This is a genomic window from Limnochorda sp. L945t, from assembly GCF_035593305.1.
In the GTDB taxonomy this organism is placed as follows: domain Bacteria; phylum Bacillota; class Limnochordia; order Limnochordales; family Geochordaceae; genus Carboxydichorda; species Carboxydichorda subterranea.
Genome location: NZ_CP141615.1, coordinates 2,524,448 through 2,539,357, shown reverse-complemented (window position 1 = coordinate 2,539,357; position 14,910 = coordinate 2,524,448). Strand labels below are relative to the sequence as shown.

The window sequence follows — 14,910 nt, the reverse complement described above, 5'->3', positions numbered from 1 at the left end:
GGATTGGCCGGCGGTCATCGAACAACGCATTGTTATATCAACTGAACGTTTCGACTGCTGGGGCAGGAATCCTGCCATCGGCCCGGGCCGTCAAGGCCGGTGCGAAGGGGAGGGGCCGACGTGCGCGGGGAAACACAGCGCATGGGCGAAAGCGCGCAGGCGCAAAACGGCGGTGGGATACCGGGCGACAGCCGGGTGCCGCTCTACCACCGCCTGCACGATCAGCTGCGGGACGACATCGAGTCAGGGGTGCTGCGGCCGGGCGACCGGATCCCCACCGAAGCGGAGCTGAGCGCCCGATTCGGGGTGAGCCGCACCACGGTGAAGCAGGCGATCCAGCGGCTCGTCCATGCCGGGCTGGTCTACCGGGTCCAGGGCAAAGGGACTTTCGTGAGCCAGCCCCGCATCCCGCGCCGTTTCGACGGGCTGATCAGCTTCCACGAGGAGATGCGCCAGCGGGGGCACACGCTCGCGACCGAGCTCCTGGAGGCCGGCCTCGTGCCTGCTGCCCGTCACGTGGCCTCGGCCCTTGGGGTGAGCGCCGGCACGCCGGTGGTCCGTATCACCCGCCGGCGCCTGGTGGACGGGGCACCCATCGCCCTGCAAACCAGCTTCCTGCCCGGTACCATGGCGGAGCTCGTCGACGACCCCGTCGTGGCGACGGGCTCCCTGTACGAGGCCATGGAGCGGCGCTTCGGCCAGAGACCCACGCAGGGGCGAGAGGAATACACGGCCGTGGTCGTGGCCGGGGATGACGCGGCCAGGCTCGGGGTGCCCGACGGTAGCCCCTGCCTTGCGGTACGCCGCTTCGGCGCGTTCGGCGACGGGCGGCCGGTGGAGTACACGGAGTCGCTGCTGCGGGCGGATCGGTACACCCTGCACGTGGAGCTCAAGAGCGTGCCGGCCGGCCCGCCGCCCCGGTCCGTCCCGTGAGCGCCGCGCCTGCCGGCACGCCTTCAGGCCCGCATCCGCGCGCCGAGCGCTCGGGCCAAGCCCAGCAGGAAGGCGAGCCCCCGGCGGGTGTCGGGGTCCCTGGCCATCTGCCACAGCTCCCGTATGCCCGGTGCACGCGTCCGGCCGCGGCTTTCCCGCGCTGCATCCCCCAGCGCCCGGACGGCGTCGACCAGCACCGGCCGGCCGCTTTGCAAGACCTCGTCCAGTAACAGCCCTGCATCGGAGGCGAGGCCCGCCATCCGCGCCAGGACGCCCGGCGTCATGGAATCCATGAGCGCCTTGAAGGCGCCGGCCGCCTCGACCAGGGTATCGAGCGCACCCGACGCCTCCAGCGCTTCCAGCCTGGCCATGACCCTCGTCGTTACCTGCGAAGGCTCGGTCGTCACCGGCCGCTCCTGCAGCGCGACGGCGGCGGGAGTCTCCGGGCGCTGCCCGGGCCCGCCGTCCGCGCGATGGCCGCCGGTGCCGCTGCCCTCGACCTTCTCCAGCATCCCATGTGCCCCCTCGCGGTTGTGCCGTCCTGCCGGGATACCGGGCCCGGATCACCGGCATGCCGGTCCCGGCCACCGGCCGTGACGGCTCCCGGCACGCCTACAAGACACCCCGGGCCGAAAGCCAGTACATCTCGTTGTAGGCCATCTTGAACTGGTGCAACATGACCGATGCCGGCGCCGGCCTCGGCGGCCGGGTGTAGCTGAACTCGATGTAGGTGCCGCGGTCATCGCCCGCCTCGATGAAGCAGAAGACCTTCCCGTCGTACCGCCGCAGCGCCGGCTCGCCGGCTATGGCGGCGGCGACGTTGTCCGCCACGATGTCGGCCTCGTAGTGGGCGGTCGAGCCGGCCTTGCTGACCGGCAGGTTGGTGGCGTCGCCCACGACGTAGACGTTTTCCAGCCCCGCCCCCCGGAGCGTGTAGCGGTCGGTGGGGACGAAGCCCTGCTCGTCGCCGAGGCCCGAGGCGGCCACCACCGGGGCACCCCGGTGCGGCGGCACCGAGATGAGCAGATCGTACGGGTACTCGCCGCCCTCGGCGCTGTAGACGACCCGCTGCTCCGGATCGACCCGATCCACGTTGAAGAACGTCTCCCACCGGATCTCCCGCCGCTCGAACTCCGCCTGGGCCCACTCGGCCACCTGCGGCAGCGAGTGGACCCGGTTGATGGGGTAGGTGTAGACGAGCTCGACGTCGTGCCGGCGCCCCATCCGGCGGAAGTAGGCATCCAGGCTCAAGACCATCTCGAGGGGCGCCACCGGGCACTTGTGGGGCACGTCCACGGTCAGCACGATGCGGCCCTTCTCGAACCGGCCGAGCGCCTCGCGCAGCCGCACCGCATCCTCGGCGGTGTAAAACCCAAGAGCGCCCTGGGCCAGGCCGGGGACGGCGGAAGGATCGGGGTACGACCCCGTGGCGATGATGAGGTAGTCATAAGCGTAGACGGCGCCGCTCTCGGTGATGACGTGCCCGGCCTGCGGGTCGATGGACTCCGCGGGGTCGACGACCAGCCGGATGCCGGGCAACAGCAGCGAGGCCTGGTCCCGCTCGAAGTGCTCGAGCGGCGCGTCGCCGAGCGCCACGAACAGAAAGCCCGGCTGGTAGGTGTGCTTGGTGCAAGCGGTGATCTGCACGATCTCCACCCGGTCGCCCGTCAACGACCCGTTGAACCGCCGGGCGAGGTGGTTGGCGACCATGGTGCCGCCGGGCCCGCCTCCCAGGATCACGACTCGCTTGCGGCCAAACACCCTCACCACGCTCCTTCGACCGGCCCCCGGCGCGCCGGGGGCCGTCGTCTCGGGCCGGGCCTCCTAGTGTCCCTTGCGAACGGCGATACGCCAGTACCCGCTTTCCTCCACGACGTACACCAGTTCGTGGGACGCCTTCTTGACCCACTCGGGAATGTCTTTGCTCGAGCCCTGGTCGCTCGACCAGACTTCGACGACGCTGCCGACCGGCTGCGCCTTGATGGCCTTGATGAGCTCCATGAGCGGGCCCGGGCAGTAGGCGCCCCGCGCGTCTACGACCTTGTCGGGCCGCAGCTGGGCGTGGTTGGTCCCGCGGAGCGCAGCCTGGGGTTTGCCCTGCTCGACGGCCATGGGTGCCCCCTCCTCCTGTCTCTCAGATGGTCAGGATCTGGGCGCCTTCGGACTTGCCAAAGAATGCGGTCACTCCGATGACGTCCTCCACCAGGTCGATGAAGTCGGGCTGGCGCCAGCCCATGAGGTCGGCCGCCATCGCGCACCCGAAGACGTGCAGATCGCCGACTTCCTTGCCCTGCGCGAGCAAGTCGTAGAAAAGGGGCACGCCTTTTGCGACCAGCTCGCGGCCCACCTCGTCCAGGACGAAAGCGCGCCGCTCGACGACCTCCTTGCGAAACTGCCCGAGGGCATCCATGGTGGCGAAGACCTGCACCCTCATGCCTGCCGCCGCGGCCGTCGATGCCATGATGGCCGCCGCGTGCAGCTTGCTCAGCTGGGGTGACATGAGCACGATGGAGAGTTTGGGTACCTGCTGCTCCGGCATAGCATCCACCCCTCACCTCTCGCCTGGGAACTCTACCCTAGGAGGTAGGGTACTGTCCCTACCCATCCATACCCGTTTGTGAAGGGATGCACCAAGAGAACCGTGACCCTTTCTCCGGAGGTCATACGTCCGGGTCGAATGACACCCAGCGCGAGGCGCGGCGGTTCCCGGCTCCCGTCCCGCGCATCCGGGCCAGCATGGGCCGCGGCTGCGGGACGCTTCCGGCCGTGCCGGATGCATGGTAGACTGGAGGGCGAACCGTAACCGCAATTCGCATTATTTAGCCGGCGCCTCGGAAGCGGTGGCGCGCGTGGCGGAGCCGTCGACCAACCGGCCGTTTGGTTGACAGCTCGACGACGGGATCGACCTTCGAGAAACCCCTGTGAGGGCGGGTGCTCGGACGGCAGGCAGGTGAAGAGCGGTGGGCCCCATCTTCTCGAGCGTGCTGGTGGCCAACCGGGGAGAGATCGCCCTGCGGGTTATCCGCGCCTTGCGGGAGCTCGGCATCCGGGCCGTGCTGCTGGCATCCGGCCCCGATCGGGAGAGCCTCCCGGCGCGGTTGGCGGATGGCGTGGTGGTCCGGGACGACCCGCTGGTCTACCTGGATGCCCGGGCGGTGGTGGAGGCGGCCCGCTCGGCAGGGGCCGACGCCGTACACCCCGGTTACGGTTTCCTGTCCGAAAACCCGGTGCTGGCCCGGCTCTGCCGGGAGGCCGGGCTGACCTTCATCGGACCGCCGGAAGAGGTGCTGGCGCACTTCGGCAACAAGGACGCCGCTCGCCGGCAGGCCGAGCGCCTCGGCATCCCGACCATCCCCGGCAGCGCCGCTGCCCTGCCCGGCGTCGAGGAGGCCCGGCGGGAGGCGCAGCGCCTGGGTTATCCGGTGCTGCTGAAGGCGGTGGCGGGCGGGGGCGGCCGCGGTATGCGCCGCGTGGACGGGCCGGAGTCGCTGGAGAGCGCGTGGGATCGGGCCTCCTCCGAGGCGGCGAAGGCGTTCGGCGATGGCTCCCTCTATCTGGAGAAGTGGCTGGAGCGGGTGCGCCACGTCGAGATCCAGTTTGCCGTCGACCGGTACGGTAAGGGCGTCCACTTCGGGGAGCGGGACTGCTCCATCCAGCGGCGCCACCAGAAGCTCGCAGAAGAAGCGCCGTCCCCGGTGCTCGACGGTACGCTGCGGCGGCGCATGGGAGAGGCGGCGGTGCGGCTCGCCGCGTCGGCGGGCTACGTGGGGGTCGGAACGGCCGAGTTCCTGGTGGACGAGGAACGGCGCTTCTACTTCATCGAGGTCAACGCCCGCATTCAGGTCGAGCACCCGGTGACGGAGCTCGTAACGGGGACCGACCTCGTGCAGCTCCAGATGGCGCTCGCGGCCGGGCAGCCGGTGCCCCTCGGGCAGGAGGACGTGGTGCTGCGGGGCCACGCCATCGAGTTTCGCATCAACGCCGAGGACCCCCGCCGGGGCTTCCTTCCCAATCCGGGGACCATCGAGGCTTACCTGCCGCCGGGAGGGCCCGGCGTGCGGGTCGATTCGGCCGCGTTCCCCGGGTGGGTCATCCCTCCGTTCTACGACTCGCTGGTCGCCAAGCTCGTCGTATGGGCACCGTCCCGGCGCGAGGCGCTGGCGAGGGCGCGCCGGGCGCTCGAGGAGTTCGCGATCGACGGGGTGCGGACGACGCTGCCTTTCCACCGGTGGCTGGTCGGGCGCCGCGAGTTTCGCGACGGGGAAGTGACCACCCGGTTCGTGGAGCAGCACTTCACGCCCGACCAGCTGCCCCCCGATGGCCCGGGGCCGGGGGAGGCAGCCCCGGGGAGAAACGGGGAGGGGGCCGCCGCAGCGCGGGTCGAGCTCGCCCCGGGAGCGCGCAGGGAGGGCGTTTCCCCCGAAGCGGCTGCCGCGGCGGCAGCGGCGCTCCAGGCCTACCTGGGCGCCCCACGGACCAGGGCCGGAGCGGCGCCGCATGACCGCGATGCGGGGAGCCGCCGGCGGTGGAGGATCCGGGCCATTTACCCCGACCCGGAAGGTGGGGGCGGCCACGGGCCGGCGCACCGGGCCCGGTGAAACGCCGGCGGGCCGCCCGGAGCGCCCTCCGGGACCGCAAGAGGGGAGGCGTACCTGCGTGACGTGGAGCCCGGCTCTGTACGGGGAAGAGGGGGGGACGCCCGGCGCGGGGCATGGGTCGCGCCGGCGCTTCCGGGTGCACGTGGACGGAGTGCCGTACATCGTCGAGGTAGAGGAGCTAGCGGATCCGGTACCCGGGCAGGTCGACGAAGCGGCCACCCGGGTAGGGTACGAGCGAGGTGCCCTGCCGGGATCCACGGCGGCCCGGCCCCGGCCCCACCCGGCGGAGGCCGGCGTGGCCTGGCCGCCCCTTCTTTCCGCCGTGTCCCGCCCGGCGGCGCCGGCCGGCACCTCGGCGGGAGCCCGCGTGGTGAAAGCCCCGATGCCCGGCCTGGTGCTGTCGGTCGCCGTTACTCCCGGCCAGGCCGTGGGGAAGGGGGATCTCCTGCTGGTGCTGTCGGCGATGAACCTCGAAAACGAGGTGAAAAGCCCGGAAGCCGGCGTGGTGAGCCACGTCGCCGTCCGCGTGGGGCAGACGGTCAACACGGGGGAGAGCCTGGTGGCGCTGCGGGCGCCGGCCGGAGCGTCTTGAAGTGACGCAGGCGCGATGCGCCCTGCATCCCCCATCGTGAAGGGGCTTCGCTCTTGGGAGGCGTCCAGCCTTGCAGCAGCACTCCGGCATGCGTGAACCACGTGGTGCCGCCGCCCGGACGGTGTCGCTGGCCGACCGGGTGCGGGCAGGAGACCGGGGGGCGCTCGCCAGGGCGCTCAGCCTGGCCGAGGCGAGCCTGCACGACGGGGTCGCCGGCACGAGCCGGGAAGCAGCTCGCGCCTGCGACGAACTCGCCCCTCTGTTGACCGGGGTCGTGCGCGCTCACGTGGTGGGCGTCACGGGCAGCCCCGGCGCTGGCAAGAGCACCCTCATCGGCCAGCTCGCCCTGGAGCTTCGCCGGCGCGGCCGCAAGGTGGGCATTCTCGCGGTGGACCCCACGAGCCCTTTCACCGGTGGAGCGGTGTTGGGCGACCGGCTGCGAATGAGCCTGCCGGTGGACGATCCGGGGATCTTCATGCGCAGCGTGGCCAGCCGCGGGCAGCAGGGGGGCCTCGCACTCTCGGTCTTCGCGATGGTGCGGGTGCTCGACACGGCCGGCATGGACGTCGTCCTGGTCGAAACCGTCGGCGCCGGCCAAAACGACGTCGGCGTGCTGGGCGTGGCCCACACAGTCGTGCTGGTCTTCAACCCGGGCTCCGGAGACGAGGTGCAGGCGCTCAAGGCCGGCATCGTCGAGATCGGCGACGTGATGGTGGTCAACAAGGCCGATCTCCCGGGCGCTCACGAGGCCTACCGGGCCATCGCGGGGATCCTCCACCTCTCGCCGCCCGATACGGGCGCCTGGCAGATTCCCGTGGTGCTGGTCTCCTCGACCCGCCGGGAGGGGCTGGGCCAGCTCGTCGAAGCGCTGGAGTCGCACCGGCGCTATCTGGAGTCGGCCCCCTCCGCCCAGCAGCGGCGCCGCCTTCGGGCCGAATGGGAGCTCCGGGCGGCCCTCGCAGCGGCGGTGGAGCGCCACGTGGTGGCGCCGGCCCGGCAACGCGGGCTTTGGGCCGACCTGGCGCGGCGCCTGGCAGACGGCGAGCTGTCGGCCCGAGACGCCGCCGGCCTCCTCCTGCGCCAGGCCCTCTCCGGGCAGGATCTCAGCCCTTGACCGCGCCGGCCAGGATGCCCCGGACGAAGTAGCGCTGGAGCGCGAAGAAGAGGGCGACCGGGACCAGCATGGAGATGAAGGCCGCCGCCGTCAGCACGTGCCACTCCTGCCCGTAGCTGCCGACCAGGCTCGACAGCTTCAGGGTCAACGGGCCGGTCCGGGCGCCGCCGCCCAGGTAGATGAGGGCGACCAGCAGGTCGTTCCACACCCACAGAAACTGGAAGATCGCCAGCGACGCCAGAGCCGGGGTCGACATCGGCAGTGCCAGCCGGAAGAACGCCGACAGCGGAGACGCCCCGTCGATGTACGCCGACTCGAAGAGCTCCCCCGGCAGCGAGCCGAAGAAGTTGCGCATCAGGTATACGGCGAAGGGCAGCCCGTAGCCCGTGTGCGCCAGCCATATCCCCACGAACGTGCCGGCGAGCCCGGTCTCGCTGTAGATCTTCAGGATCGGCACGAACGTCATCTGCAGGGGCACGACGAGGAACCCCACGACCACCAGGAAGAGCCACGAGCGCCCGGGGAAGTCGAGCCACGCGAAGGCGAACGCGGCGAACGACGCCACCAGGATGGGCAGCACCGTCGCCGGCACCGTGATGATGAAGCTGTTGAGGAACGCCTGCGCCAGCCCCTGCTGCCCCAGCACGTGCCGGTAGTTGGCGAGCGTCCAGCGCGTGAGGTCGAACGGGTTGGCGAAGACGGTCCACCATCCCGTGCGGGCCACGTCGGGAGCCGGTCGCAGCGAGCTCACCAACAGCCCCAACGTGGGCAGCACCCACGCCAGCGCCATCAGCACCACGACCAGGTGCACGAGCGCCTGCGAGGTCCACTCTCCCACGCCCGCCGGCGCCGCCGTGGCAGCCCGACGCCGAGCGGCAGGCCTCGTCGTCGCCGTTGCCGGAAGGTCGTGCGGTGCGCTCCTCATCGGGTCGCCTCCTGTCGCCGGAAGCGCCGGATGTTGGCCAGCATGATCGGCACGATGGCCAGGAAGAGGATGACCGCGATGGCGCTGGCCCGCCCGAAGTCCTGGTACTCGAACATCTCCTTGTACATCCGGTTGGCCATCACTTCGGTGCCGAAGTTGCCGTTGGTCATGACGTACACGATGTCGAAGACCTTGAGCACGTTGATGATCATGGTCGTCGCCACGACGGCCACCGTGGACTGGATGACGGGAAGGCTGATGCGCCAGAAGACCTGCCACTCGGTGGCGCCGTCTACTCGGGCTGCCTCGAGGAGCTCCTTGGGGATGGCTTTGTAGGCGGCCGACAGCACCACCATGGCAAACCCGGTCCAGATCCAGACCCCGACCGCAATCAGAGCCAGGTTGTTGACCCAGGGCCGCTCGACGAGCCAGCCCCTGGGCTGTTGCCCCAACATCACCATGACCTGGTTGGCGAGCCCGATCTGGGGTACCCCCGGCGGCTGATAGGCGTACATGAACTTCCAGATCACCCCGGCGCCCACGAAGGAGATGGCCATCGGCAGGAAGATGAGCGCCTTGGCCGCCGCCTCGTAGCGCACCCGATCCGTCAGCACCGCCATGAGCAGACCCAGGCCTACCGTGCCGGCCGTGAAGACCACCAGCCACAAGAGATTGTTACGAAAGGCGGTGAGCATCGCGGTCGACGTCAACAGCCGCACGTAGTTGGAGAGCCCCACGAAGTGCTCCGAGCGGCGGTCCATGAAGCTCAGGTAGATGGTCTGGACCGTGGGGTAGGCGAGATAGAAGCCGATGAGCAAGAGCGCGGGCGCCACGAACCCCCAGGCCCAGGCTCCGCCCCGCCGCACGTCGCCTCACTCCCTTCGAGGGCCGGCGGTGCGGGCGCCGGCCTCCCGCGCGCCCGCACCTCACCGGCAGCCGTTTGGGGTCGTTGTGGTTCACCCTTGGTCCTTGCTACGGAACTCCCCGTTTCAACGATACGCCTCTTCGGCGGACCGCTCGATCTTCTCGAGCACGCTGTCGAGGTCCTCACCACCGACGTAATCCAGGATCCCGGTCCAAAACGAGCCGGACCCGACCGCAGCCGGCATCAGATCCGAGCCGTCGAAGCGGAATACCTGGGCGTCGACCAGGATCTTGGCCGCCTTGCGGGTGAGGGGGTCCGGGTAGGCGTTCATGCTGACCGCCTTGTTGGCGGAGAGCTTGCCGAGAGCCGCCACCCACCGTTCCTGAGCCTTCGGGGAGGCGAGGTACTGGATCACCATGCGGGCCTCGGGCGAGTCCTTGAACATGCCCACCATGTCCGCGGCGCCCAGGGCCGGCGTGCCCCACTTGGGGTCGATGGGCGGGAGGGCGAAGAAGTCGTAGTCGGTGCCGGCCTTGAGGCCCGGGTTGGCCTTGAGGATGAAGCTCTGGATGAACGTGGCCTGCCGGTGCATGTAGGCCCTCGGCGGCGAGGTGAACAGGGCGTTGACGCTGTCGCCGAAGTTGGTGGTCAGCTCACCCGTGGGGCCACCGTAGACGTACTTGGGGTTGAGGGCGATCTTGCCGAAGGTCTCCCAGGCCCGCCGGACGGCAGGGTCGGTCCACGGGATCTGGTGGGCTACCCACTTGTCGTAGACCTCGGGCCCGGCGGTGCGCAGCATGATGTCCTCGATCCAGTCGGTGCCCGGCCAGCCGCTGGCGGCGCCGCTCTCCAGGCCGATGGCCCACGGGGTGCCGCCGTCTTTGACGATCCGGTCGGAGAGGGCCATCATCTCGTCCCACGTCTTGGGCACGGCATAGCCCTTGGCGGCAAAGGCCTTCGGGCTGTACCAGACCAGGCTCTTCAGGTCGGCCGACATGAAGATGGCGTAGAGCTTGCCGTCGTAGCTGCCCAGATCGAGCCAGACCGGAGCATACTGTTGCCTGAGCACCTTCACGTCGAGCGCCTTGCTCAGATCGACCAGGTGCCCCTCCCGGGCGAACTCCCGCATCTGGCCGGGGTTGGGAAGCGCGGCCAGATCCGGCGGGTTACCGGCCTGCACCCGGGTCGTCAGCACCGCCGGCAGGTCCCGGGTCCCGGTGAACTCCACTCGAATGCCGGTCTCCTTCTCGAACGGCTCCAGTACCTTGCGGAACGCCTCCAGCTCCTGGCCGCCCCAGGTGCCCAACATGGTCACCGTGCGGGCCGCCAGCGCCTGGGCACCCACCATGGCGACGAACAACGCGGCAAGTGTCACCCACACGAGCGCCCGCAACCCGAGCCTGCCCGGATGTCTCCTCTCAGCCATGGGGATCCCCTCTCTACGTACTGAGCTTGTGTGGAACGACGCCGCGGTCCCCACCCGCCCTCGGGGCTGCCTCACCTCCCTCGCGGCGGGCCCGTGCTCCCCTTGACCCGCAGCTGCACCGGTACGACGACTCGCCGGCCTACCGCCCCGATCTGCTCAGGGACGGCGGCCCTGTCCCCACCTGCCGCACCCAGTCGACCGAGGAGCAGCTCCGCCACCATCCGGCCCAGCGCGCGGATGGGCTGGGCTCCCGTGGTCAGCGAAGGCTCCAGGAGATCGGCCAGGTAGATCCCGTCAAAACCTGCTACCGAGACGTCCTCCGGCACGCGCAGCCCGGCGCCGCGCAGGGCCTCGAGCACGCCGATGGCCATCAGGTCGTTGCTTGCGAAAATCGCGGTCAGGGATCCCGGCTCCCGGAGGTCGAGGAGCCGGGCCTCCAGCAGCCGTTGCCCCGCCCGCAGGCCTCCTTCGCGGGTGAAGTCGCCCTCGACGACCCACTCGGGCGACGGGGCGACGCCGGCCGCCTGCAAGGCCTGCAGGTACCCTGCGAGCCTGCGCCGGGCGGAGACGAGGTGCAGGGGGCCGGTGATGCAGGCAATCCGGCGGTGGCCCAGGGAGAGCAGGTGCTCCACCACCTGCCGCGCCCCACCCTCGTTGTCGCCGTCCACGAACCAGACGCCGGGCACGACCCCGCCGGAGGCGTCCTCCGGCGTGCCCAGCACTACGAAAGGAAGAGGTGCCTGCCGCAGCAGGGCCAGCCGGGGATCGTCCACCTGCACCTCCGTCAAGACGGCCCCGTCGACCACTCGTCCGGCTGCCAGCTCCGCCAGGCTGTTGGCAGGCGAACCGCCGGCGCCGGGAGAGGTGATCACCAGGCTGTACCCGGCCTCCATGACCCGGTCGCCCAGGCCGCCCAGGAACTCCAGGTAGAAGGGATCCGAGAAGCTACGGGGCGGCGTGGGCGTCACCACGGCGATCATCTCGGTGCGGCCGCGGGCCAGCGCCCGGGCGATCCGGTTGGGGATGTACCCGAGCTCCTGAGCCGCCTGCTCGATCCGCAGGCGGGTCGCCTCCTTGACCCGGCTGTCGCCGGCCAGCGCGCGAGAAACGGTAGACTTGGAAACCCCCGCCGCTCGCGCCACGTCGGCCATGCTGGTCTTGGTGACCATGCTTCCGTCGCTTCCCGCCCAATACAACCGGTTGCATTTCCTCCCATTCGTCACCGAGCGCGCCCTCCCCTGCTCGACGGCGAGGCGGTGGTATGGCAAGATGCGGGATGGTGGCGAGCGAATAGCGGCGGTACAATATCTTCCCAGAAGGGCATGGGTTGGGTGCCTTGGGTCATGGCCCTCGCGCTGGCGCCGGCAGCGTTTCTCGCTACGTCTGGGCCCTGCGTCGCGCCCTGGCGTCGCCCGGCCGGGCGCGCCTCGAGCTCGAGGGCGGGCGACCTGCCGCGGTGCTGGTGCCCATCTACCGTCCTGGCGACGAGGATCTCCTCGTGCTCACCCGGCGTACGGAAGAGGTCGAGTACCACAAGGGCCAGATCTCCTTTCCCGGGGGAGCCGCGGATCCCGAGGACGACGACCCCGTAGCGACCGCCCTGCGTGAAAGCGCCGAGGAGATCGGGCTCGAACCGCGGGACGTGGAGGTCCTGGGCCTGCTGGACGACGTCCTGGTCTCCCACAGCGGTTTTCGAGTCACCCCCGTTGCAGGCGTCGTGCGGCCCGGGCCTTATCGGTTTGTCCCCAGCCCCGCCGAGGTGGCGGAGATCGTGACCGTGCCCGTCGAGTGGCTGCTCGAGCCGGGGCACGAACAGGTGGGGCACTCCCCTTCGGGCCGTCCCAGCTACGCCTACGAGCACGGCGAGCACTTCATCTGGGGCGCCACCGGCCGCATCATCCACTCCCTGCTCGAGACGATCCGCCGGGGCCTGGCACCGGTCGCCTGATCCGGGAGGCGTCGGCATGGTCCAAGGCCTGCCCGGCATACGTGTGCGCTGTGACACCTGTGGATGGACCGGCGCACGCGCATACGCAACGCAGCGGCCATAGGGGCCCTCCTGCTTACCGCTCTCTCGTTCCTCGCCTTCTTTCGGCAAGCCGAGAGGCAGCCTCCGCCCGGCAAACATCCGCCGGCCTCGCCGTCCGTTCCCCAGGCGGCCCGGCTGCCCCTCGAGGGGCTCGTGATCGCGGTGGACCCGGGGCACGGGGGCGACGACGGAGGCGTGATCCATGGAGGCGTCCTGGAAAAGGACGTCAACTTGCAGGTGAGCCTTCACCTCGCAGCCGGCCTCGAGCGCCTGGGGGCCCGGGTGGTCATGACCCGTACCGGCGACGACGGGCCCTTCACCGACCCACGCACGAGCCTCAACTTGCGGCTGTACCGCGCCCGCCAGGGGGAGGCGCAGATCTTCGTGAGCGTGCACGCCAACAGCTACCCCGACTCGTCGCAGTTCGGGGCGCAGACTTTCTATCACCCGTCCTCGGTGGAGGGGCGGCGGCTGGCGCTCCTGGTGCAGGAAGAGCTCGTCAGGCTGCAGCCCGAGAACTACCGGGAAGCCCTGGCAGCGGACTACTACGTGTTGCGCAACAGCCAGGTGCCCGCCGCGCTGGTCGAGGTGGGGTTCTTGTCCAACCCCGACGACCGGCGCAAGCTGGTCGATCCGGCGTACCAGGCGCGCCTGGGAGAGGCCGTTGCCAGGGCCATCGTGCGGTATTTCCAGGGGGACGTGCCCGAGCACCGGCCGACGGTGACCAGGCCCGGGCCGCCGCCGGGCTTCATCCAGGAGATCTACCCGCCGGAGGTGCGTTGACCCCGCGGGCCGTCGCCTCTTCGGGAACGGGCGGTGGCCGGGCCGGGTCGGGCCGGGTCGGGGCGCTGCGGGCGGCTAGGAAGCCACGCGCTTTAGCACGACGATGGGCGTCTGCTCGTCGTCGTTGCCCTGCGGGTTGTTGCGCAGCGCCTCCAGGAGCTCTCTCGGATCCTCCTGGCCCGTGAATCCGATGATGTCCACGCAGTGGATGTCGTTGACGTCGGCGATCAGGGTGTCCACCCCGGTGGCCTCCTTGACGCGCCGGGCGACCTCCTGGCCGTTGACGGGTCCCAGCACGATGGTCCGGTCGTAAGGGTAGAGCGTACCCCCGATGTCGTCGATCAGGTTGAGCCCCCGATCGGCCACCCGGAAGAAGACCCCCCGCCGCCCGAACAGCCGCCCGATGGCCGCCGCCGCGGCCGCTGCCAGCACCCGAGGCAGCCCCGCCTCCTGGATGGCGAGCTGCATGGCCGCAGGCGTCGCCAGGCTGCCGTCGGGGTGGGCGAAGCGCCTCAAGAAGTCCGCGAAGCGCCCGACCTTGACGCTCTGCGGCAGCACGGCGCGCCCCTGCGTGATGGCGACCATCGACTCGGAGAGCGCGATGACGTCGCCGGGCTGTGCGATGCCGCGCGTGTAGCGGCGGACCACCTCCGGCAGATCGTCCTTCTCGGTGATGATGTGGGTCCTGATGGCCATCGGCTTATAGCGCAGCGGCGGCACCCCCGCTCTGGTGCGCCGCGCCCCAGTGCGCGGCGAGGGCGTTGCGGATGGCCTGTGCGATGCGGTCTTTGAAGACCACGCTCCGCAGGAGCGCCTCTTCTAGCGGGTGGGCGATGCACGGGACCTCGACCTGCACCACCGGCACCCGGGTAGCCGCGGCCGACGGCCAGTGCATGGCCTGTACTCCGTGCTCCGGCAACCCCAGCCGCTGGCGCAGGCTGCTCGCGATGGCCCGGGCGATGGCCTCGGCTTCGGCCCGGGCCACGCCCGCCCCGAACCGGACGGCCATCCCCTGGCAGCTGTCCGGAGGTTCGTGCAGGGTGTGCAGGCTGACCAGCACCTGGGCCCGGTGGGTGACCGCGGCCAGCATGCGCCGGTGGGGCTCGACGAAGCGATCGTCCCGACGTGTCAGAGCCACGGCTGCGCCGGCCTCTTCCAGGTGGACGGCCAGGCGGCGCGCGATCTGGAGCACGACGTGCCGCTCCTCGAGGTTGATCGGCCCCCGGGCGCCGGCGTCCCGGCCCCCGTGCCCGGGGTCGATCGCGATGCGCCGGCCCCCCAGCACCTCGCGCAGCGGCTGCCGGTCGAGGGTGATCCGGGTGACGACGGGAATGCCGGTCTCGACCTCGATCCGGGGGCGCGCGCTCGAGACAGGGAACTCGAGCTCAAGACGGCACAGCACCCCGCCCGTCCGGCCCTGGTCGAGCCGGACGGACCGGACCACCCCGTCCAGCACCAGCCGCTCGAACGGGTCCATGTTGAGCGCCAGCCCCTCCAACCGCACGAGCAACGTCCGGGGGCCCAGGGCCTCCACGCTCCGGCGCGTCGGGGGACGCGTCGACTCGAGCTCCACCACGGACACGGCGGTCTTCTCCGGCGGCGGCGGCGTCACCCGGGCGCGCAGGTTGGTCAGCTTGGGATCCAT

General features: G+C 70.6%; 16 protein-coding genes. 6 read left to right on the top strand and 10 right to left on the bottom strand.

What is annotated here, in order from left to right:
- Positions 1 to 120 precede the first annotated feature (120 nt).
- Positions 121 to 933 carry a GntR family transcriptional regulator gene (locus tag U7230_RS11775; RefSeq protein ID WP_324716028.1) on the top strand — a complete coding sequence of 271 codons (813 nt, stop codon included), beginning with the start codon at positions 121 to 123 and terminating at the stop codon, positions 931 to 933.
- 23 nt (positions 934 to 956) lie between these two features.
- On the opposite strand, the gene U7230_RS11770 is transcribed toward U7230_RS11775, so the two are convergent.
- The 4 genes from U7230_RS11770 to U7230_RS11755 all read right to left on the bottom strand — a co-directional run bounded on the left by U7230_RS11770 (position 957) and on the right by U7230_RS11755 (position 3,472).
- Positions 957 to 1,445 carry a helical membrane plugin domain-containing protein gene (locus U7230_RS11770; protein WP_324716027.1) on the bottom strand — a complete coding sequence of 163 codons (489 nt, stop codon included), beginning with the start codon at positions 1,443 to 1,445 and terminating at the stop codon, positions 957 to 959.
- Between the two features lie 100 nt (positions 1,446 to 1,545).
- Entirely contained in the window at positions 1,546 to 2,703 is a 1,158-nt protein-coding gene (locus tag U7230_RS11765) for an NAD(P)/FAD-dependent oxidoreductase (RefSeq protein WP_324716026.1), read from the bottom strand.
- A gap of 54 nt (positions 2,704 to 2,757) precedes the next feature.
- Positions 2,758 to 3,045 carry a sulfurtransferase TusA family protein gene (locus tag U7230_RS11760; RefSeq protein ID WP_324716025.1) on the bottom strand — a complete coding sequence of 96 codons (288 nt, stop codon included), beginning with the start codon at positions 3,043 to 3,045 and terminating at the stop codon, positions 2,758 to 2,760.
- A gap of 22 nt (positions 3,046 to 3,067) precedes the next feature.
- On the bottom strand, positions 3,068 to 3,472 hold the full coding sequence (locus U7230_RS11755) for a DsrE/DsrF/DrsH-like family protein (protein WP_324718239.1): 405 nt from the start codon (positions 3,470 to 3,472) through the stop codon (positions 3,068 to 3,070).
- Positions 3,473 to 3,893: 421 nt separating this feature from the next.
- On the opposite strand from U7230_RS11755, the gene U7230_RS11750 reads away from it, so the two are divergent.
- The 3 genes from U7230_RS11750 (at position 3,894) to meaB (ending at position 7,237) form a co-directional block, all read left to right on the top strand.
- Positions 3,894 to 5,531, top strand: coding sequence for an acetyl-CoA carboxylase biotin carboxylase subunit (locus U7230_RS11750; RefSeq protein WP_324716024.1), 1,638 nt, complete (start codon positions 3,894 to 3,896; stop codon positions 5,529 to 5,531).
- Between the two features lie 58 nt (positions 5,532 to 5,589).
- On the top strand, positions 5,590 to 6,123 hold the full coding sequence (locus U7230_RS11745) for a biotin/lipoyl-containing protein (protein ID WP_324716023.1): 534 nt from the start codon (positions 5,590 to 5,592) through the stop codon (positions 6,121 to 6,123).
- A gap of 88 nt (positions 6,124 to 6,211) precedes the next feature.
- Complete coding sequence (meaB, locus tag U7230_RS11740) at positions 6,212 to 7,237, top strand: methylmalonyl Co-A mutase-associated GTPase MeaB (RefSeq protein ID WP_324716022.1); 1,026 nt, start codon at positions 6,212 to 6,214, stop codon at positions 7,235 to 7,237.
- Here meaB and U7230_RS11735 read toward each other — a convergent pair.
- From U7230_RS11735 to U7230_RS11720, 4 genes are all read right to left on the bottom strand, one after another.
- Positions 7,227 to 8,027, bottom strand: coding sequence for a carbohydrate ABC transporter permease (locus tag U7230_RS11735; protein WP_404980674.1), 801 nt, complete (start codon positions 8,025 to 8,027; stop codon positions 7,227 to 7,229). The genes meaB and U7230_RS11735 overlap by 11 nt on opposite strands.
- 131 nt (positions 8,028 to 8,158) lie before the next feature.
- Positions 8,159 to 9,028, bottom strand: coding sequence for a carbohydrate ABC transporter permease (locus U7230_RS11730; RefSeq protein ID WP_324716020.1), 870 nt, complete (start codon positions 9,026 to 9,028; stop codon positions 8,159 to 8,161).
- A gap of 123 nt (positions 9,029 to 9,151) precedes the next feature.
- Positions 9,152 to 10,453, bottom strand: a complete 1,302-nt coding sequence (locus U7230_RS11725) for an ABC transporter substrate-binding protein (protein ID WP_324716019.1) — start codon at positions 10,451 to 10,453, stop codon at positions 9,152 to 9,154.
- A 71-nt stretch (positions 10,454 to 10,524) separates the two neighbouring features.
- Complete coding sequence (locus U7230_RS11720; protein ID WP_324716018.1) at positions 10,525 to 11,622, bottom strand: LacI family DNA-binding transcriptional regulator; 1,098 nt, start codon at positions 11,620 to 11,622, stop codon at positions 10,525 to 10,527.
- 158 nt (positions 11,623 to 11,780) lie between these two features.
- Between U7230_RS11720 and U7230_RS11715 the strand changes: the two genes are divergently transcribed.
- Together U7230_RS11715 and U7230_RS11710 are read left to right on the top strand one after the other, a co-directional pair.
- Positions 11,781 to 12,401, top strand: coding sequence for an NUDIX hydrolase (locus tag U7230_RS11715; RefSeq protein WP_324716017.1), 621 nt, complete (start codon positions 11,781 to 11,783; stop codon positions 12,399 to 12,401).
- 234 nt (positions 12,402 to 12,635) lie between these two features.
- A complete protein-coding gene (locus U7230_RS11710) occupies positions 12,636 to 13,265 on the top strand; it encodes an N-acetylmuramoyl-L-alanine amidase family protein (protein WP_324716016.1) in 630 nt (209 codons plus the stop codon).
- A 75-nt stretch (positions 13,266 to 13,340) separates the two neighbouring features.
- On the opposite strand, the gene U7230_RS11705 is transcribed toward U7230_RS11710, so the two are convergent.
- Both U7230_RS11705 and U7230_RS11700 read right to left on the bottom strand, forming a co-directional pair.
- Entirely contained in the window at positions 13,341 to 13,961 is a 621-nt protein-coding gene (locus U7230_RS11705) for a coenzyme F420-0:L-glutamate ligase (RefSeq protein WP_324716015.1), read from the bottom strand.
- A gap of 4 nt (positions 13,962 to 13,965) precedes the next feature.
- Positions 13,966 to 14,910 carry an N-acetylmuramoyl-L-alanine amidase family protein gene (locus U7230_RS11700; RefSeq protein WP_324716014.1) on the bottom strand — a complete coding sequence of 315 codons (945 nt, stop codon included), beginning with the start codon at positions 14,908 to 14,910 and terminating at the stop codon, positions 13,966 to 13,968.